The 20,051-nt window shown below is 29.9% G+C and carries 16 protein-coding genes; 3 read left to right on the top strand and 13 right to left on the bottom strand.

What is annotated here, in order from left to right; translation table 11 throughout:
• The first annotated feature begins 11 nt into the window (after window positions 1–11).
• On the top strand, window positions 12–845 hold the full coding sequence (locus L3B96_RS23350; protein ID WP_238948703.1) for a helix-turn-helix transcriptional regulator: 834 nt from the start codon (window positions 12–14) through the stop codon (window positions 843–845).
• Between the two features lie 151 nt (window positions 846–996).
• Here L3B96_RS23350 and L3B96_RS23355 read toward each other — a convergent pair whose 3' ends face one another.
• The 13 genes from L3B96_RS23355 to L3B96_RS23415 all read right to left on the bottom strand — a co-directional run bounded on the left by L3B96_RS23355 (window position 997) and on the right by L3B96_RS23415 (window position 17,176).
• Window positions 997–1,596 (bottom strand): zinc dependent phospholipase C family protein, encoded by a 600-nt coding sequence (locus L3B96_RS23355; RefSeq protein WP_238948704.1) that lies wholly within the window; start codon window positions 1,594–1,596, stop codon window positions 997–999.
• Window positions 1,597–1,738: 142 nt separating this feature from the next.
• A complete protein-coding gene (locus L3B96_RS23360; RefSeq protein WP_238948705.1) occupies window positions 1,739–2,920 on the bottom strand; it encodes a glycosyltransferase family 4 protein in 1,182 nt (393 codons plus the stop codon).
• Between the two features lie 690 nt (window positions 2,921–3,610).
• Complete coding sequence (locus L3B96_RS23365) at window positions 3,611–4,255, bottom strand: YidC/Oxa1 family membrane protein insertase (protein WP_238948706.1); 645 nt, start codon at window positions 4,253–4,255, stop codon at window positions 3,611–3,613.
• Between the two features lie 509 nt (window positions 4,256–4,764).
• Window positions 4,765–5,409 (bottom strand): MBL fold metallo-hydrolase, encoded by a 645-nt coding sequence (locus tag L3B96_RS23370; RefSeq protein ID WP_065417725.1) that lies wholly within the window; start codon window positions 5,407–5,409, stop codon window positions 4,765–4,767.
• A gap of 92 nt (window positions 5,410–5,501) precedes the next feature.
• A complete protein-coding gene (locus L3B96_RS23375) occupies window positions 5,502–6,335 on the bottom strand; it encodes an AraC family transcriptional regulator (RefSeq protein ID WP_238948707.1) in 834 nt (277 codons plus the stop codon).
• Between the two features lie 118 nt (window positions 6,336–6,453).
• Complete coding sequence (locus L3B96_RS23380; protein ID WP_238948708.1) at window positions 6,454–7,557, bottom strand: HAMP domain-containing sensor histidine kinase; 1,104 nt, start codon at window positions 7,555–7,557, stop codon at window positions 6,454–6,456.
• On the bottom strand, window positions 7,547–8,236 hold the full coding sequence (locus tag L3B96_RS23385; RefSeq protein WP_077838285.1) for a response regulator transcription factor: 690 nt from the start codon (window positions 8,234–8,236) through the stop codon (window positions 7,547–7,549). The genes L3B96_RS23380 and L3B96_RS23385 overlap by 11 nt, the downstream gene beginning before the upstream one ends.
• 20 nt (window positions 8,237–8,256) lie before the next feature.
• Window positions 8,257–8,943 (bottom strand): M15 family metallopeptidase, encoded by a 687-nt coding sequence (locus tag L3B96_RS23390; RefSeq protein ID WP_238899909.1) that lies wholly within the window; start codon window positions 8,941–8,943, stop codon window positions 8,257–8,259.
• A 161-nt stretch (window positions 8,944–9,104) separates the two neighbouring features.
• Window positions 9,105–11,102 carry a methyl-accepting chemotaxis protein gene (locus L3B96_RS23395; RefSeq protein ID WP_238948709.1) on the bottom strand — a complete coding sequence of 666 codons (1,998 nt, stop codon included), beginning with the start codon at window positions 11,100–11,102 and terminating at the stop codon, window positions 9,105–9,107.
• Window positions 11,103–11,631: 529 nt separating this feature from the next.
• Window positions 11,632–14,073 (bottom strand): TIM-barrel domain-containing protein, encoded by a 2,442-nt coding sequence (locus L3B96_RS23400; RefSeq protein ID WP_238948710.1) that lies wholly within the window; start codon window positions 14,071–14,073, stop codon window positions 11,632–11,634.
• Window positions 14,074–14,089: 16 nt separating this feature from the next.
• On the bottom strand, window positions 14,090–14,917 hold the full coding sequence (locus L3B96_RS23405) for a carbohydrate ABC transporter permease (protein ID WP_077308332.1): 828 nt from the start codon (window positions 14,915–14,917) through the stop codon (window positions 14,090–14,092).
• Window positions 14,917–15,795 carry a sugar ABC transporter permease gene (locus L3B96_RS23410; RefSeq protein ID WP_238948711.1) on the bottom strand — a complete coding sequence of 293 codons (879 nt, stop codon included), beginning with the start codon at window positions 15,793–15,795 and terminating at the stop codon, window positions 14,917–14,919. Before L3B96_RS23410 ends, L3B96_RS23405 begins: the two co-directional genes overlap by 1 nt.
• Before the next feature lie 67 nt (window positions 15,796–15,862).
• Window positions 15,863–17,176, bottom strand: a complete 1,314-nt coding sequence (locus L3B96_RS23415) for an ABC transporter substrate-binding protein (RefSeq protein ID WP_238899906.1) — start codon at window positions 17,174–17,176, stop codon at window positions 15,863–15,865.
• A 146-nt stretch (window positions 17,177–17,322) separates the two neighbouring features.
• Here L3B96_RS23415 and L3B96_RS23420 point away from each other — a divergent pair, with 146 nt between their 5' ends.
• Together L3B96_RS23420 and L3B96_RS23425 are read left to right on the top strand one after the other, a co-directional pair.
• Window positions 17,323–19,140: a sensor histidine kinase gene (locus L3B96_RS23420; protein WP_238948712.1), complete on the top strand. Its 1,818-nt coding sequence runs from the start codon at window positions 17,323–17,325 to the stop codon at window positions 19,138–19,140.
• On the top strand, window positions 19,137–19,898 hold the full coding sequence (locus tag L3B96_RS23425; RefSeq protein ID WP_238899904.1) for an AraC family transcriptional regulator: 762 nt from the start codon (window positions 19,137–19,139) through the stop codon (window positions 19,896–19,898). The genes L3B96_RS23420 and L3B96_RS23425 overlap by 4 nt, the downstream gene beginning before the upstream one ends.
• Window positions 19,899–20,051 lie beyond the last annotated feature (153 nt).

Consider the following 20,051-nt stretch of genomic DNA (forward strand, 5'->3'; position numbering starts at 1 on the left):
GAGGAAAACAAATGAAAGAAATCACATTACAGCAGTCGTTAGGTGAATTTTTGCGTGCAACTAGAGAACGACTTACACCTGAACAGGTTGGCTTGCCATCACATGGACGCCGCCGTACACCTGGACTTCGTCGTGAAGAGGTCGCTCAGCTTGCTAATGTGGGGGTTTCTTGGTACACATCTATAGAACAAGGGAAAGATGTACACCCTTCTTATCAAATATTGGAGAGCTTAGCTACTGCCTTAAGATTATCCGAAGATGAACGCCGATATCTTTTTTTATTATCTAAATCTGATGAAATAGAAGAATCAGAAATTTATAAAGAAATTAGTACAGGATTGGAAAGAACCGTTTTCGCATTGGAACCTAATCCTGCATATATAATGGATAAATACTGGGATGTACTCTTATGGAATCGTTCGGCAGAATTTATATTTGGATTCCCTTCATATTCTGCAAACATAAATCCAAAACCAAACATATTACATCAATTTTTAATTGATCCATTTAAAAAAGAAATTAATCCAGATTGGGAAGAAAGAGCTAAAATCATGATTGCAAGATTTAGAGCAGATTGTGCTAGGTTTCCCCAGGATGCAAGATTAAATGAAATGATTGAGAAATTTAAGCAAGAAAGTGAATTCTTCAGCAAATGGTGGCCTCGTTATGAAGTTAAAAATGTTACCGATTGTCATAAATTTTGGAATCACCCTGAGATTGGAGAATTGGAATTTGAACATGTGAATTTGCAAGTATCAAACTGTCCTGATCTTAAATTGATGATTTATACTGCTTCACCCGCTACATTAGAAAAGCTTAAACAAAAAATATATTCAACTAAATGAAAAATGCCATCATAATTAACAGCTTAATCATAAAAGGACACTTTACATTGCAAATTTACTATGTAGGTCATTTTCTCACATTACCTTAATAAATACGCAAAAGCCACTTTCCTTCTGCGTATTTATTTCTATCTGATTTTAAGCTTTAAATCTAAGTTTGCAATTGTTTCGCTGCAAATTTAAAATTTTTCACTACACTTAAATTTAAATTAAAAACATAAGAGCAAACCATAAATGTTATTTCAACACAATGCTTAATATCTAGTAAATATGACGCTTCTCCTTTTGCGTAATTATCTAAAATATTTTCAATTGATGATTTTATTGATGACAGGCAATTTTTATTAGCTCTTTTATTATTTAGAGGATTTTTAAACTTATCTTTTAATACCTGAAAGTTTTCTAATAAATATTTTTGCAAATCACGCTCATATTTAATATGAGCTGCGATATTCCCCACTGATCCAGACTTATGAGCATTGCAACAAAAATCACATAAATGGTGAATAATTATTCCTAATTCCAGTGAAGAATATGCATTGAAATTTTTAGCTGAAATAAGCTTTTCTATCTTCTTTAGCACATAGTCAAAGGATTTCTGCCTATAATGAGGGTGGGTCTTAACGTGCCAGCTTTGATCAACCATAACTAAACCAAATTTAAACATAAAATTTGAAAATCCTTGAGGTATCATTTTAATATTATTACTAAATGCAAGTTCCGCCAGTTTAACATGAGTTCTAACTTTCATAATAAAATTCTCCAATCTACTATTAATTTTTAGTTAAAAAGCTATTTATAGATACCCAATATATAATTCAGACTTATGTTATACCTTACCGAAATTATAAATATTTTGATTCCAAAAAAACATGAAAATATCGATGAGATTTCTATACAGAAACTTTTTCATATTGTTTTTGCCTTGTAAGTATATCTTTATAGGCTTGTTCTACAGTGTACGCAAAATGTTCAGATGAAAATTTTCTTGTTGATTCCATAGCACTAGCAGATAATCTTTCTCGTTTTAACTCATTATAAAGAATTGAATCTAGCTTTATAATAAGATCTTCTTGATTATAAAACATGTATCCATTTATATTATCTTTCAATACCCCCTCCAAGCATTTATCTGCTTTTGCTACTACAGGCAGCCCTGATGCTAGGGCCTCAATATAAGTAAGACCTTGAGTTTCGCTTTGAGATGCACTTACAAAAGCGTCACCTATTTGATAATACAGATGAATTTCATTCCATGGTCTTTCCCCTGCAAAAATCACCTTATTACCTATTCCTAATTCCTTTGCCTTATTCTCCAAAACACTCTTCTCTGGTCCATCACCAATAAGAATAAACTTAACATCTTCTCTATCACTAAAATAAGATTTCATAGCAATTAAGATTTCATCAATATTTTTTTCTTTTGATATCCTGCCAATATAGAGTAAAATCTTATCTTTTTCTTTAAATCCTAAGTTTTTGCGTAATTCTTGTACCATTTTAAGATTGTAATTTTGTTTAGAAAACTTATTAAGCTCTATTCCAGTAGGAATAATAGAAATATCCTTTTTTAACTTGTAAGATAGAAGCAAATCCTTCACCTTTCTTGTAGGAACAATCACTTTATCTGCTGAGCTGCAAAATTTAATACTTAACTTCCTTACTGCTATTTTTGCAATCGGATCAAATACTTCAAGTTTTGCTATATAGTGAGTATAATCTTCATATATAGTATGATAAGTGTGCACAAAAGGAATATTTAATTCCTTAGCCATAGCTCTTCCAAAAATACCAAGTGAAAATTCTGTATGAGTATGAATAACGTCAAGCCCTAACTTTTTTATAAATTTCGATAAACGTGGATTATAGAACATTCCAACACGCCTAGCGCTAATAAAGGGAATACTTGGCACTCTGTATACATTTTTTTCTTTACTATCTGCCTTAGGATCTGTTGTTGTAAATACATAAACTTTATGCCCTCTCATTTCAAGATTTTTTTTTAACATCAATACAGAAGTTGCTACCCCGTTAATTTGTGGATAATAAGTGTCCGTAAAAAGCCCTATTTTCATTTTCGTCACTCCTCATATCACACTCTCTTATAACCATAGTATAGGATAGAAAGTTAAAATAGAAGCAAATCAACGTTAAACTATTTATAAATTACCTTTAAAAATTTTTACTATTATTTATGCAGAACAAAATCCCAGGTGATTATTGAGCCGGAGATTCTTTACGCATCTATCTTTTCGAACGCATGTGAGGAAAATCTAGCAGGCGAATATATTTTCTTTTTTCACTCTCTTTTAAAGAGCACTCTTCCGAATCGGCCTTTCTCATAATTTACCCGCAGATTGTCCAACTATATAATTTCCTAGATAGTCAAAAAAGCAGTTTCTATACTTCCTAAGAAACTGCTCTAATCAACTATTATATAAAATTCGTCAAAAGAATTAAACCTAAAAAATAGAATTTGTAATATCCTATCCTTTAGCATTATATATTTAAGACTTACGTAAAGAAAACATTAAAAATCTGGTTAATATATAGTTGCCATATATCTGTTGTAATAATAAATTTACATTTAAAACTCTAGTAAATCAAACTATCAATTAAGACTAGAATGTAGAAATTTAATTGCAACATATATATTATAAATTATTAAAGGTAACTAAATCTAATTTAGATTCAGTTACCTTTTTAATTTATCTATAATTGTAAGTTTAATATAAATTTTACTTAATAGTGTCAAACATCAGTTTTTAAACTGCCAAACCTCTTCTTTTAGCATATAGTCTAAAAACTACTTCTTCAACAAATGAGAATAAGCTTGTAGTTATAAAATATATTCCTAAAGCAATAGGCGCTTTAAAAGTAACCAATCCACTTATTACAGTTGTTATTATGATGTTGGTTTTGCTTAGTTTAGCTTGAGCTTTTAATCTAAGAAAAGGTATATAAGGTAATATGTTTGGACTAAGCATTGAAAATGCATATATTGCAGGTACTATGAATAAACTATCTGACATCTTTAAGCTAACAACCCAAGGTATAAGTGCCGTTCCAACCTGCATAGGCATATTTAAAATCACATTATACAGCGTAAAGACTATAGGTATCTGAAGTAAACTTGATAAAATACCTATCATTCCCTTTGCATTTTGCTTACAATACTTTTCAGTCTCAATTTCTAGTATTTTTTTATTACTTTTATATTTTTCTTTTATTTCTTCCAGTCCTTTAGAAAACTCTTGCTGACTATACATATTTAACTTTTGCTTAAATGATATTGGCATAAGAAGTAGCTTAACTAATATAGTTAATATTATAATTGCTATTCCTAAGTCTCCTGTAATATTAAAAAAGTAATTAAGTGACAAATTTAATACATTTGAAATGATGTTCATAATATTCCTCCTGAAATTTAAAATAAATAAAAAAGCATCATTTCGTTTAAAATTGTACACAATACCGCCAAATATCATATTTTTCATATGATATATAATCATTTATTCTCATAAACCTTGAATAATCCAAGTATTTAATATAAATATTACTTACAACATTATAATTTATCTTTTTTCTATATTTTCTTAAATATGTAATTGTACAAGTAATAATACTTATAAGAAACACCAAAATAAAAAATAAATGCATAGTGTTCATTAACTCTGCTCTCATAAAATTACCTCACGAAATTCTATATATTCATATAGTATATCACTTTAGAATTTATTTACAATAGCTCTAAAAAACCTTTAATCACTTTGATATTAGCCTATTTTCTTAACTGGCTTCACAACAGTTTCAACATGCGTTTTGGTAGTAATATGATACAAATGCTCAGATCTAACTGGCATTTTGAATAAAAAAACTATATCACTCTAACACGTCATTTAATAAAATGTAGCAAATCCTAATTATATTTAAGCACGGCAATCCCTGAGTACTCTTTAATATTTTCCTTAGTTAATACCAGTTCTGAATACTCTATTGCTTTTAATCCTGAAGCTGATATAAATTTATCAACCTTGGCAAATATGAAACCGAATATCCCTAATGCTTTAGTTCTGTAGTGCATAGGTACAACCACTATAGGGTTTAACTGCTTCATTACATTAACTGCATCAACGGCATCAATTGTAGCCATCCCGCCGACAGGAAGAAGCAGTATATCTACATTACCTATTTCCTTTACAATATTAGCATCCAGAGTATGTCCAAGATCTCCGCAATGACAAATATTTATTCCATCAACCTTAAAGTTATATATGGTATTTTTGCCCCTCTTAGCTCCTGAAGCTTTGTCATGAAATGTCTGTATACCCTTTATCTCAATCCCATCTTTTGAAAAATTCCCTAATTCATTTATATGCATAAAGTCACCGCTGACTGCCTTTATATTATTGTGATCACTATGTTCATGACTAGTAGATACTATATTTGCTTCAATTTCAGGCAATTTATACCCTAACATTTTTTTATAAGGATCTGTTAATATTTTTGTTCCATTTTTAGAAGTTATCATAAAACATGATTGTCCAAACCATTTAATCTTCATTTAAATTATCCTCCTCTAAATATTTTCTCTTCTTTCATATATAATTATCTCCTAATTATAATCATGAAAACCCATTTATTCCATGCAAGATTTTAATATCCATGGATATTTTTAAGATAAAACTCTAAAGGACTTATGCCCTCAATTTTTTTAAATATCCTGCTAAAGTAAAATTCATCGGTAAAGCCAAGCATTTTAGCTACTTCTTTTATTTTTTTATCACCAGCAATAAGCAATTCTTTAGCTTTATCAACTTTTATTTTATTAAAAAACTCTATAACAGAATATCCTGTAGTCTCCTTAAAAACTTTAGATAAATATTGGGGCGACAAGCTCACTAGCTCAGATAAATCCCTTAAAGTAATTTTATTATCTATATTATTTAGCATATACTCAATTACTTTATCAACCTTTAAGGACACTGAATAATTATTTTTATTATTTTTTATATTTTGGAAAATCTCAAATAATAATTCCCGAAATAAAGTTTTCGTTACGAACTCATAAATTGGAAGTTTTGCCATCCAATTATCTACTAATTTCTTAAATGCATTATTAACCAAATAATAATCCTTTAATTTTTGCACAAAATCTAAAGGCAAAGTATCAACTTTATCTGTAATATCCCATTTATTATTATCAAATCCTACTATTGCATAAGTGAAATGTACTGAAAAAAAGTAAATAGGATCCACAGATTCAACTTCTACAGAGTATTGAACATTTGGACAAAGATATAACAAAGTGCCTTCCTTAAGTTGATAGCTTTTATGTGGAGTTCTAATATATCCATTACCCGTAGTAATTAAAATTAATACATGATGCTGAAGTGTTCTATTAATTCTACTTAAATGTTTCATTTCTTCACCTAACTGTTTACAATTACAGTAGTGAATATGAAAAATTAAGTTTTTCATTATATTCATAATTTCCTCCATGATAATCTAAGTTAAATTCAAAAATTAGTATACTGCACTTATAGCATTCTAAATATGAGTCAAGTCTTCTAACTACTCTAAATTTGTTACTTGTAAAGAAATCTCTTTATTTAACTGGTAATCTTACTTCAAAAATAGTTCTATTATCATCACTATAGGCTTTTATCGTCCCTTGATGCAACTCTATAATATTTTTTGTGATAGCTAGCCCTAATCCAGAACCACCTATATCACTATTTCTTGATTTTTCTACCCTATAGAATCTATCAAATATGTATGGCAAATCTATTGCTGATATCGATTGACCATAGTTTATAACTTGAACTACTGCCATATTCTCTTCCATTTTTGTTATTACATCAACATAAAAGCCATCTCTGCCATACTTAATTGCATTGGACAGCAAATTTTCAAATGCTCTAACTAGTTTTCCTGCGTCTGCATTTACTATTAGCTTATCCTCAGAAAAGTTGATTCTTGATTGCATTTCTGCATTTTTAAATTGATATTCAAAATACGCAACTACCTGACCTAATAATTCTACTAAATTAATATCAACCTTATCTAAATTAATGGTGTTATTTTGCATTTTAGTGAGTTCAAACAAGTCATTAATAAGTAAATTCAATGCTTTTGCTTTTTCAAATGCTATATTAGCATAATATCTTAGTCTTACTTCATCTTTATACTTATCAGCATCAATTATTTCCAAATAACCTATTATAGACGTTAATGGAGTCCTTAAATCATGAGAAACATTAGTTATCAAGTCATTTTTAGTTTGTTGAGCTTTTCTTTCTACTATTGTTATCTCTTTAAGCTGCCTTGAGATATTATTAATATTTTCTGCTAAATTCCTAATATCATTTTCTCCATCAACTTCTATTAATCTGTCCAAATCACCACTCGCCATCATTTCAGTTTGATCTATAATAGCTACTAAACTTTTAGTTTTTCTATAAGTAATGAGTAAATATACTCCTACAAATAATGAAATTCCAGTAATCACATAGGTTGCACCTTCAAACATTACAGAGTCAATGAGTCTTCGAAATTTAAAAATATAATTAATGAGTTGAATTTTAGTATTTAAATATAAATATATTAATATTCTACTAACTACCATTAAACTTATATAAGTTAATAATAACGTGGTTACAATCTCACCTAATGGTGACAGCCAATATTTATAGAATCTTTTATTTCTCAATTTTATATCCAACTCCCCATATAGTATGAATTATCTTATTTCCTTCCATATGATGTTCTATTTTATCCCTTAATCTGCTCATATGTACCATAACAGTATTATTAGATTGATAATATCTTTCCTTCCATACCTTTTCAAAAATCTCCTCAGCGCTAAAAACTCTTCCTCTATTTGTAGCTAACAGATATAATATTTCAAACTCTCTAGCCGTTAAATCTACTTCTTTATCATCTATAGTCACCTTATGCTTACTCTTATCTATAACCATTGATTCAATTCTTATTAGATCCTCTGAAACTTGCATTTTTAAATTTAAAAAATATGATCTTCTCATTAATGCCTTAACTCTAACTATAAGTTCCAATTGGTTAAAAGGTTTGCATACATAATCATCTGCACCAGTCATAATCCCTTGAATCTTATCCATATCTTCTGATTTTGCACTTAGCATAAGAATTGGTATGTTATACTTTTCCCTTACCCTTCTGCAAACCTCCAGACCATCCATGTGGGGCATCATTATATCTAAAACTATCAAATGAATTTCTTCCTTCTCCAAAATATCTAAGGCTTCCTCTCCACAACTTGCCTTAAATACATTGTATCCTTCATTTCTAAGATTTATTTCTAGCAAATTTCTTATTTCTTTTTCATCATCTACTACAAGAATATTATTCATTTATTCCTCCATTTTTATAATTATTTTTGTAAGTATTCTTCTAATGTAATTCCATTATCATGAATATACTTAGCAGCTTCCTTACCTACATATCTAATATGCCATGGTTCATATTCAATTCCTGTTACACTTTTCTTTCCATAAGGATATCTTATAATAAAACCAAATCTATAGCAATTTTTTGCAAGCCAATCTGCCTCCTTAGTTCCCTTTGCAAAATATCCATTTTTATTAGTAATATCAATGCACAGCCCTGTTTGATGCTCACTAAATCCAGGTTTAGCTACATATGCATCTGCAAGCTTTTTCCCTTGAGATATCACTCGATTTTCATAAACATCTTCTTGTGACTTATAAGATCTATAACCCGAATTACCAAGTAATATTATCCCGTCTTTTTTAGCCGCATTTACTAGCTCTTCTAATGGCTTTACAACAGTTCCTGCTACGTGTTTTTCTTCATCATCTGATCCATTTGAAAATGGTATGTTAGGTATGCTTAATCCTTCTGGTACATAATTTCCACTTAATCCATACTTCTCATTTACTAATAGTATTTTTTCGCTTCCATTAGCCGTGTTTACTTCAAACAACTTGTCTTTATCATTTGAACCATAATTACTTGTATTTCCTTCAATATACCAAAATCCGCAAATTATTATCATTATTATTATAAATCCTGATATCTTTTTATATACTTTTCTCATATCCTCTACTTCCTTTCAAATGTCATAATTTCATTGTAGAAGATAGACTTTACAAGAATTATAAATAAACCTTACGAAATCTTAAGTTTATAAAAAACGAAATCCCCCCTTTATAGAAACAGTTTTATTATTTTAACTGCATACTATAAAGGGGGGCAATACTAAACTTGAAACTTCTGTATCATTTCATTTAAATCCTGAGCAAGGCGTGTTTGTTCTTGAGCCGTTTTTGCTATCTCATCTGTTGCTCTATTAACTTCATCAATATTGTTTACCATTTCATCAGTTTCTTGTGAAGATTTTTGTGCTGTATCAGCCATACTCTCCACCGCTTTAGTAACCTGTTCCATTGTACTTGAAATTTCTTTAGTCATTTCAGCTATTTCATTTGACATTTTACTTACAAATTCTGCATCCTTATGATTTTCTTTTCCAATTTCAATCATATCTTGAAACTTAGGATTTACTCTTTCCTTCATGAAAGTTAGTACCTCATCACTATTGTTTGAAAGATTTCTAAATGCATCTTGAACTTTTAAAATTGTACTTTTTATAGATTCTACAGCATCTGAAGATTGTTCTGCAAGCCTTCTTACTTCTTCAGCAACTACTGAGAATCCTTTTCCATGTTCACCAGCCCTTGCCGCCTCTATCGCTGCATTTAGTGCTAATAGATTTGTCTGCTCTGATATCTCTGCAATAGTATCCGCCATAACTTTTATATTTTCTACTACTTGTCCTTCTTTTATTGCTTGAAGTATTTTTTCTTCTTTTTCACTAAACACCATTTCTATTTCTTTAATGGATTCCAAAGATCTATTTTGCATATCTTCTACTCTAGTTTTTGCAGCACTTGCATTATTACTTCCTTCTACTGCCTTATTAGTTAATACATTAATACTTGCCTCAACTTCTTCTACTGAAGCGTTTATTTCTTCTGCCGCTGAGCTAGTTTCTTGAATACCAAAATTAATATTACCAATTCCAGAATTAATATTTTGAGACATTGCTGAAAATTCTTCAACTGTGGCAAATAATTCTTCACTCGCTGCGCTCATATCTTGTGAATTATTCATTATTTTCTTAATTAAATTTATTAAATCCTGTCTCATATGCTCAATTCCTCTGGACATATCTCCAATTTCATCTTTGCGTTTTAAATCTTTTTCTAATGTCTTTTTAGTAAAATCACCTTCTGATAAGTGTTTAAAGTGCGTCACTGCACTTGCTAATGGTTTTGATACCTTTTTATCTATGTATAAATATATTGCTATCCCAACCAAGATTAACACGATAATAGAAGATATAATATTATTTATAACAAATTTTTTTATAAATAGCTGACTTTCAGCTTTACTTTTACCTGTAAATATAACTCCAGCCGCCTCATTGTTATCTCCAGTAATTGGCGAATAGTAAGCATCAAATTTACTTCCTAAAACATTGGCCTCCCCAGAATATGCATTATTACTTAAAACAACTTTTGCAATTTTTTCATCAAGTTTAGTTCCAACAACTCTTTCGCCATCTTTCATTATACTTGTTGCAACTCTTACATCTCCCATAAAAATAGTGGCATCGCACCCGAATTTACTTTTAACATAATCTACTATATTATTAGAATCTAATCTATATCCTACAGACACAACTCCAATAATATCTCCATTTTCGTTCTTTACTGGCGCACCTGCTCTAGCTGCAAGTTTAATCTGAGTTCCACTTTCAACTTGGGAGTTTAATTTACCAGCAAGAGCATTTCTTACATTTGCCTGATTTAAAATGCTATCTCCCTTTTTATCTGGTTCATAAGATCTTACAATTACATTACCTTTTTCATCAGTTATTGTAACAAATTCTACATCTAAATCTTTTAATATATCTTTTAAATCATTAAAAATCTCCTGGTTATCTTTATTTTCAATTCCCTTTATTATTCTAGGATTTAAGGCCAATTGACTTCCAATACTTAAAGACTCATTTTTCAATTCCTTAATTTTTTCGCTTATTGTTTCATTAGCATTCATTACTTCCGTCTTATTGTTATGATATGAATAAGAATTAAAGCTGATTGTACTGATAGCTATATTAGCACTAAACAGTAAAATTGTTAGTCCAAAAATAAATAGAATCAATTTGAACTTTATTGAATTTAATTTCATACTTATCTCCCTCCTGCCCTCTAAAAAATTTTAACCTTCTCTAGGTGTTAAATCATATTAACTCTATACTCCTTGATTTCGTCATTAATTATCAAATTCCTTTTTTATTTCCTTTCCAAATGCAACTTTATAAGTAACATTATTCCATAAACTATTCATAAATTTGATTTTATTATAAATTTATTGAGAATAAAAAAATCACAAGCGACTGTGGTTAAGTTCCGTATTGTGCTTCGCACTCTTTTCATATGTGTAGATTTTTTTCACGCATCTGCCTTTTCGAACGCATGTGAGAAAAATTTGGCAGGCGAATATGATTTATTTTTTTATTCTTTTATAGTAATTCCCCTAGTAAAATAGACTACTATAAAAGTTATCCCCAGATTTAATTGCATTATAATTTCCTTAAGAATAAAAAAAGATCCCAAACCCAATAGGTTTGAGATTTTTTATAGTAAATTTATAAGAGTATTATATAAAAAATAAGAGGGTTTAAATATGAAACTGGTTCTCTATATGATATTCTTTATTATTTTATAACAAAAGTTAGTGATTCACCTCGATAAATAAACTCTACGCTCTTGTCATTTACAAAAATTGTACAAGAACGATTTTTAATAGATTGTGGGAAATCATAATCTGCTTTTCCAATAGTAAATTTACTTTCTTTATCTTCCCATTTCATTAAAATATTATTATAAATTCCTTTCTCATACTCATAACCGTCACCACTATCTTCATAAAATTCAAATTCGCAATCATCCCCAGGATAAATATGAATTTGAAATGGTTTATCACTCACTTGCTCCGCATATTGTAACCCTTCTTCCATTGGAATAATAGCACCTACTCGTATAAATAATGGAATCTTATCTATTGGAGCGTCTGCTATTACATAGCTTCCCCCACTTAATCGTTCTTTCGTCCAAAAATCATACCAGTCAGCTCCTTTTGGCAAATAACATTTTCTCATTTTAGGCTCGTCAATTGACTTACTATTTGCCTCATAATACATCGGATTTGTAACAGGACATACCAATATAGAATCTCCACACATAAATTCGTCACTAATTTCCTTTGCTATTTCATCATTACTAAAATCGAATAAAAGACTTCGAATCATAGTATAATGATTTTGCGTTACTTTCCCAGCCAAAGAGTAGAAATATGGAATTAAGCTATATCGTAAATTTATAAACTTTTCAATGGCATCGTAAAACATTTCTCCCTTTTCTCCAAAGTTCCATATTTCTCTTGGAGTATCTGTTCCATGAGAGCGGAACATTGGTAAAAATGCACCATATTGAAACCATCTTACGTATAATTCACGATAAGCCAAATCATTTACACCCTCATTATAATCTCCCTGCCAAAACCAAAGTGGGTTCGGGTTATTGTTGCAACCGCATCCTCTGTTTCTCCATTCACTTCCTACTGTAAAAAATGCTCCAATATCTAATGTCCAATAAGGTAAACCGCTCAAACATAAATTCAAACCTTCTGTAATTTGTTTTCTAAAAGTTCCCCAGGTTGCATTAGTATCACCTGACCACAATACAACGCCATATTTTTGAGAGCCAATATAACCAGACCTTGCCAGATTAAGAACTCTTTTATCAGGCGCTACCTTTCTTTGATTTTCAAAAATGCCTTTCTCGTGCATTAATGCAAATAAATTAGCTTTAGCTGGGTCTAAAAACTTTTTATGCTCATTTCCCACTAACATAAATCGTTCCCAAGGTTCTCTAATTTTTTCTCCATTCCAATCTGGTCCACTAAATGGTTCCGTTGAATCACACCACCAAGCGTCAAAGCCTCCCTTGTATAACTCTTTTTCTGCTTGTTCCCAGTACATTTTTCTTGCATCTTCATTAAAAGCATCATATGTAGAATTGTCTCCTAATAAATATTCAGCTTGTAAAAATTCTTCATAATCCTCTCCACCTGCATTCATATTTGGCCAAATAGAAACCATAGTATGAGCATTTAAATCGTGAATTTCTTTATTTGCTTTACCTATATTAGGATATCTATTTTTATCTAATCGCTTATTCCCCCATAAACCTTCTTCCCAAGTATGCCAATCTTGTACAATACAATCTATCGGTACATTTCTTTTTCTATACTCCTTAACTACTTCAACTAATTCTTCTTGGTTTCTATATGTTTCTTTCGACTGAATATAACCAAACGCCCATTTTGGCAGCATGACAGCTCGCCCTGTTACTTTTCTAAAACCTCCCACAATATCATCGAGCTTTTCACCAAAAACAAAATAGTAATCTAATTGCTCCACTACATCTAAATAAACATATGCTCCTCTTGAATCATCATTAAAAGTCATCAATGATCCACAATCAAATAAGATACCATAATTTTTATTTGATACCAAACATGGAAACGGAGTTCTCATATTGTGCTGATATAAGTATTGAGAGTTACCTCTATAGTTATAGATTCCTTCTTCTCCTTGTCCTAGTCCATGTATTGCTTCTTTTTCTTGCCACTCAAAGGATAATTTTGCTCTATATGCTATTCTATCAATATATGGTTTTAAATTTTCAACGAAACTCCGTTCCCCATCAACGGTTTTTACTCTTTTAATAATAGCTTTTTCACCATTTGTAGAATATTTTTCAACCGGGATTGAAACAAGTTCCTTATCTCTTTCTTGCAGCAATATTTCATTATTCTTGCCATTTTTCCATACAAATTGTCCTGTCTTCTTATTAATAGTTAAAGTAATTAATCCAGTTCTTAAAATAATACTATCTTGTGTCTCTTCCACAACAAATTCATTTAATTTCTCTATTTCATAATTAATCCCAATAACTGATGAATTCTTTATATTTTTTTCTTTAGTATAAGTACATCGAATAATTTCTTTACCCACAGCAGATAACTGAATTATTCCATTTTCTAATTTCAAATTTACTATTCTGCCATCCTTACGATATCCTAAAATCTCCATATAATCACCGCCCTCATTAACCTTTAACTGCTCCAGCTGTCATTCCTGAAACGATATATTTTTGACCTAATAAATAAACTACAATAACTGGCAAACTAGTTAGCATGATATCTGAACAAACTAAATTCCAATCTTTAAAATACATTCCAAAGAAATTATATACTGAAAGAGTCATTGGCCATTTTGAAGAACTACTTAAAAAGTATAATGGAGATACAAATTCATTCCATGTATTTAAAAAAGTAAGAACTACAACTGTTGCTAATGCTGGTTTTAATAGTGGAAAGATAATATAGATAAATATTCTAATTGGAGAACATCCATCAATTACAGCTGCTTCATCTAATTCCACTGGAATTCTTGCTATAAACCCATGAAGGAGAAACACCGAAAACGGAAGCTGCATTGCAGTATATAGTAGCACTATTCCAAGCATTGAATTCATTAAGTGTAATGCAGACATTACCTTCATTAAGGCTACATAATTTATAGGCATTGTAATTCCTAATATAATAAACATGTAAATGATGCGATTTAATTTTGTTTTATTTCTACATAATACATAGGAAGCTGCTGCTGCTAAAATGGCACATAAGATTACACTTCCTATAGAATAAACACAACTATTAATAAAAGATGTTGCAAGTTTTCCTCTTTCTATTACTGTCGAAAAATTTTCAACTGGTATTGGAAATGTAGGAAGTTTCAGATTCATATCTGAAGCTGCTTTGCTAGTTTTAAGAGCATTAAATAGGATTAACACTAATGGTATAAGAGATATAATCGTTATAACCCATGCAATTCCATTAGAAAATATATTTTGTAATGTTTTTTTTATTCTCATTATTCCATCACCTCATTTTTAGTCATTATTTTAATCATAAAGACTCCAATAAACACCATAATTACGAACATAACAGATGATAATGCAGTACCAATAGCATACTGACCCATACCAAATTTTTTAAATACTATTGTATACAATACTTCCGTTGTAGATTTTCCTGGGCCACCATTTGTTAATACGTAAATCATATCGAATACTTTCAATCCATAAATTACATTTAATACTGTAGTAGTAGCTAATGTTGGGAGTATTAACGGAAATGTAATATATCGAAATTTTTGTAGTCCTGTTGCTCCATCAATATTAGCCGCTTCATAATATTCACTAGAGATAGATAAAATACCCGCTATAAAAATAGTCATAATGTATCCAATACCTCTCCAAACATCAACTGCAACTACGGATCCAAAAGCAAATTGTGGTGAAGTAAGCCACTGTTTTGCTAATGTATCTAAACCAATGCCTCTAAGAAAAACGTTTAGAATTCCTATCTTAGGATCAAGAATTGATGTAAAAATCATACCAATAATTAATGTAGATAACACAGATGGCATAAACATAACCCCTCTGTGAAAATTCAAGAATTTTATAGATTTTGTTAGCAATACTGCCAATAACAATCCTATCGCATTTTTTAATATTGTTGTAATTATTGTAAACCATAAGGTATTACCTAAAATTTTCATATAATTCTCATTGCCTGAAAATATTACTTTGAAATTATCAAATCCAGCAAAATTTATTTTATCACTGTAAGCTGACCAGTCTGTAAAGGAATATGCAATGCCAATAATTCCCGGAATTACAAATAAGACTCCATAAATTATAAGTGCTCCCCATATAAAGTAACTCGGATATATTTTTTTCTTATTCATTTACACTTCTCCTTATTTTTATAGTACTGTAACCAGACAAGTATATCTGGTTACATAATTTAGAATTTTACTTCCAATCCTTATCCCCGGCAGCCTTTGCCTGATCTCCTCTATTTTTATCAATATTTTTTAGAAGTTCTTCTGGCCCCATCTCTCCAACTAGCATTGCAGACATATCTTTACCTATTTCCATCCATTGAGGATTTATATACTTGACTGCTGATTGTAATACAACAGCATTCTTAGGATATGATTTATAAAATTCCTTGACTGTATCAGTATATTTAACTGGAGCATTACTATATGGAAGCTTATTAAATTTAGAAACGTTTTCAGTTAGATAAGTAAGACTTTCATCTGATGCAAGAAAATCTAAATATTCTTGTGCTTCTTTTGCATGTTTAGATTTCGAATATATAAGTCTTGATGGTCCTACTGGATTAATATTTAATATTTGATTATCTGCTAAAGGAATCACAAAATATCCAATATCATCTACACTAAAACTAGAATCCGCTTTATTGACTTCTGCACCAAAACCTTGGTTAGCGATTGTCATTGCAAATTGCCCTGAAGCGATATTTTTGGGAGCATCAGCATATTTGTTAGACATATAATTGTCTCCCCAATATCCTAGTTTCACCATTTCATTAACTTGTCCTAAAATAGTTTCAAATGTTTTATTTCCTTCCAACTTTTCAGTATTATTATTCAATTTATCTACTAATCCTGAATCTGCTGTATCCGCTGCTAAAGCTATTTCTGGGAACCATAATGTGTGATGCCATCCATCTGAAACGCTTTCATAAATAGGAGTAACACCAGATGCCTTTATTTTCTCACATATGTTTTTAAATTCTTGATAATTCTTAGGAATTTGTAAGTTTAATTGTTTGAAAATCTTTTTATTATAACCAATTGCCCAGACAGATGATACATCTTGAATAGGTTCTCCATATAGTTTACCGTTTACAGTCAGCTCATTAGCAACTTCTTTATCTATATTTTTTGCCCAAGATGCATTTGTTAAATCCAACGCATTTTTTTCTGCATTAACTTGTGTTTCTAAATCAAACCTTCCAGCATTCACAGCAAAAATATCAGTAGCTTCTCCAGAATTTAATTTTGTCATTAACAAGTTATTATATTGATCTGATGGAACAATTTGATAATCAATCTTGATTCCTGTTTTCTCAGTAAATTTTTTTGCTAAATTCAATTCAGCATCTTGAATCCAATCCTGACTTGCCATAAAAGAAATAGTAACGTCATTGTTCTTTGAGCTAGATTCTGTAGTACTAGTACTATTACCACAGCTTACTAATGACATAGTTAATCCGGCTAAAGTCACAACTGACAATAACTTTTTAAAATGTTTCATAATAATTCCTCCCAATTTATATATTATTGACTATTTGTTGCTATGGTTATATTATATATCTGTACTAAGCTGATTTTGAATGTTCATATCTCTCCTATTCCATGTATATTTTTGACTAAATTATTTATTGTAAGGATTGATTTAGCATGAAACTTTTGAAACAACGTAGCATATTAAAAACTCTCTTTATCCCATATACCATATTATTTATAATTATCTTTAATTTTCTTATGTTTTATTTTGTAATGAATGAATCTACTAAAATTAAAACAAATGCTCTTACAACTCTTAATAGCAATATAAAAAATATTAATAATAATTTAGATGTAGAGATTAATTCTTTAGATACTCTATCTCAAAATATCATCTATTCTAATTTAATCAAGGATCATTTTATTAAATATATAAATTATAATTCTGAATCTTTGTCCAATCTATCTGAACACCAAAAAATTGATAATATTCAGAACACAAAAATTTTATATGATTTATTGGTCACAATGATGGGACCTAACCATCCTATAGATCAGATTTATCTTTATGATTTGCATAATCTTGAATTAGGAGTTGGTTTAGATAATTCCTCTTCCTATATTTCAGTGAATAACAAAGCATGGTATGATGATGTTTTATCTTCTAAAGGCGGTAAGGTTATTTACTTTAATAAAGATGATCGATTGGGCAGATATTCACCTTATGAGGAAGGTCAGTATTTCCTTTCATTATATCGCGTTTACTATAATACCCTTAATGTCCCACAAGGAATTATTGAAGTTAAGAAGTCATTTAAAAATATTTTTACTATTATTAAAGATTTTAATAATACTTATGGCAGTAATGTCTATATTTATTATAAAAATGGACAACCAATATACCCTATAAATCAAAGTTCATCTACAACTAATTATTATAATCTTATCTCTACTAATGTCGATAAAAATATAAGCAATAATTTATTTAAATATAAAAATGAATATGTATTATTTGATACCTCTTCATATAGTGATTTCACTATTGTGGCAACAATAGACAACTCAAAACTTATGTCTCCTATTTATGAATATATCAAAACAAATGTGGTGCTATCGTTATTAATTACCTTCGCTACTGCAACATTATCTTATTTTATTGCAAAAATTATTACCACCCCATTGAATAAAATATATAATCAAGTTAAAGGTTTTCAAATAACTGACGATGCATCTACTAATTTTAAAGAAATAGATACACATATTACTGAATTAAATACTTTATTCAAAGCCTTTTTAAAAATGCAGCAAAAAGCAAAAATAGCAATGACAAATGAATTAATTCTTCAAAATCGTGAAATGCAGTCAAAAATGTTGGCTCTTCAATCACAGATGAATCCACATTTTCTATACAATGCCCTGTCAACCATCCAAGCTATGGCTGATGAACAAATGAATGAAGAAATAATAATAATGTGCCAAAGCATTTCAAGAATATTAAGATATATTTCATCAGACAGTCAACAATTAGTTAGTTTAACCGATGAAATAGCTCATACCATTGATTATCTTCAGTGTATGCAGATTCGCTATGATAACGATTTAACATATACCCTAAATATTCCTGATGAGATGCAAAACATTAAAATCCCAAAACTTTGTTTGCAGCTCATTGTAGAAAATGCAGTAAAATTCACTACAAAAACTGAGCTACCTTGGCATATTGATATTACAGGTTATGTAACTGATACTCACTGGGAAATGCAAATTAAAGATAGCGGAAGTGGATTTGCAGAAGACAATTTAAAACAATTGCAAGAAAAGATAGATTCAATCAACGCAAATGGAGTTCTTCCAAACTTAGAATTAAACGGAATGGGTCTTATGAATATTTATATTCGCTTTAAAATTTTATACAATGGAAAACAAATTTTTAGATTAATCAATAACACTCCAAATGGGGCGACTGTTATTATGGGAGGGATTAAATTATGACAAATAAGATTACTTTTTCTGCTATTGTTGTAGAGGATGAGAGATTAATTGCTAAAAACATAATTAAAAACATATATAGAGCTAATGAGAACTTTGAAGTCGTAGGAACTGCTAGTAATGGCAAAGAAGCATTAGAACTAATAGAATCCTTTCTTCCAAACATTGTACTCACTGATATTTGCATGCCAGTAATGGATGGCCTTGAACTCTCCAAGTTCATTTTCGAAAAATATCCTTTTATCCATTGTGTAATAATTAGTGGACATAGTGATTTTTCCTATGCTAAAACTGCCATAAGATATGGGGTGTCCGACTATTTATTGAAACCTATTAATCTTGGGGAATTAACTACAACCTTAGATACAATAGAAAAAAATCTTCTGGCAAATCAAAATGATTTTAAAGTTGATGAGTTTTCTTACAAAAAGCCTAATGAAATCGTGGAGCTTGTGACTGAATATATAAAAAATAATTACCATGAAACAATCGATCTAGCCGCACTTGCATCACATTTTGGATTTTCAATTTCTTACTTAACAAAAATATTCACTAAATACATGAATATGACTCCCTCAAAATTTATTAAAGAGTATCGTATTAATATTTCAAAACAATTATTATGGAATTTTTCTTTACCAATTAGCACAGTTGGTGAAAAAGTTGGCTATCCAGATCAATTCCACTTTAGTAAAACTTTCAAACAAATTACCGGCATGAGCCCATCTGACTATAGAGAGCAATTAAAATTAATAAATTAATGATATTTGTAACTATCATAGATACAGACCGAGTTATATATAATTAATATAGTGCCACGTGAAGAAAGGCAATAAACATTTTGAAGTGCACCCCAAATGTTAGACATATGATATAATCATATTTAATATTTGGAGGTGCATTTTTTCATGTGG

It is taken from the genome of Clostridium sp. YIM B02569 (assembly GCF_022320765.1).
GTDB lineage: Bacteria > Bacillota > Clostridia > Clostridiales > Clostridiaceae > Clostridium > Clostridium beijerinckii.

Coding starts and splice junctions, on each gene's coding strand:
- L3B96_RS23375 (WP_238948707.1), bottom strand. CDS start 6,335: ATGAATATAATGAAAAACTTAATTTTTCATATTCACTACTGTAATTGT.
- L3B96_RS23365 (WP_238948706.1), bottom strand. CDS start 4,255: ATGAACATCATTTCAAATGTATTAAATTTGTCACTTAATTACTTTTTT.
- L3B96_RS23410 (WP_238948711.1), bottom strand. CDS start 15,795: ATGAATAAGAAAAAAATATATCCGAGTTACTTTATATGGGGAGCACTT.
- L3B96_RS23355 (WP_238948704.1), bottom strand. CDS start 1,596: ATGAAAGTTAGAACTCATGTTAAACTGGCGGAACTTGCATTTAGTAAT.
- L3B96_RS23390 (WP_238899909.1), bottom strand. CDS start 8,943: ATGAGAAAAGTATATAAAAAGATATCAGGATTTATAATAATAATGATA.
- L3B96_RS23385 (WP_077838285.1), bottom strand. CDS start 8,236: ATGAATAATATTCTTGTAGTAGATGATGAAAAAGAAATAAGAAATTTG.
- L3B96_RS23405 (WP_077308332.1), bottom strand. CDS start 14,917: ATGAGAATAAAAAAAACATTACAAAATATATTTTCTAATGGAATTGCA.
- L3B96_RS23400 (WP_238948710.1), bottom strand. CDS start 14,073: ATGGAGATTTTAGGATATCGTAAGGATGGCAGAATAGTAAATTTGAAA.
- L3B96_RS23370 (WP_065417725.1), bottom strand. CDS start 5,409: ATGAAGATTAAATGGTTTGGACAATCATGTTTTATGATAACTTCTAAA.
- L3B96_RS23360 (WP_238948705.1), bottom strand. CDS start 2,920: ATGAAAATAGGGCTTTTTACGGACACTTATTATCCACAAATTAACGGG.
- L3B96_RS23425 (WP_238899904.1), top strand. CDS start 19,137: ATGACAAATAAGATTACTTTTTCTGCTATTGTTGTAGAGGATGAGAGA.
- L3B96_RS23395 (WP_238948709.1), bottom strand. CDS start 11,102: ATGAAATTAAATTCAATAAAGTTCAAATTGATTCTATTTATTTTTGGA.
- L3B96_RS23415 (WP_238899906.1), bottom strand. CDS start 17,176: ATGAAACATTTTAAAAAGTTATTGTCAGTTGTGACTTTAGCCGGATTA.
- L3B96_RS23420 (WP_238948712.1), top strand. CDS start 17,323: ATGAAACTTTTGAAACAACGTAGCATATTAAAAACTCTCTTTATCCCA.
- L3B96_RS23350 (WP_238948703.1), top strand. CDS start 12: ATGAAAGAAATCACATTACAGCAGTCGTTAGGTGAATTTTTGCGTGCA.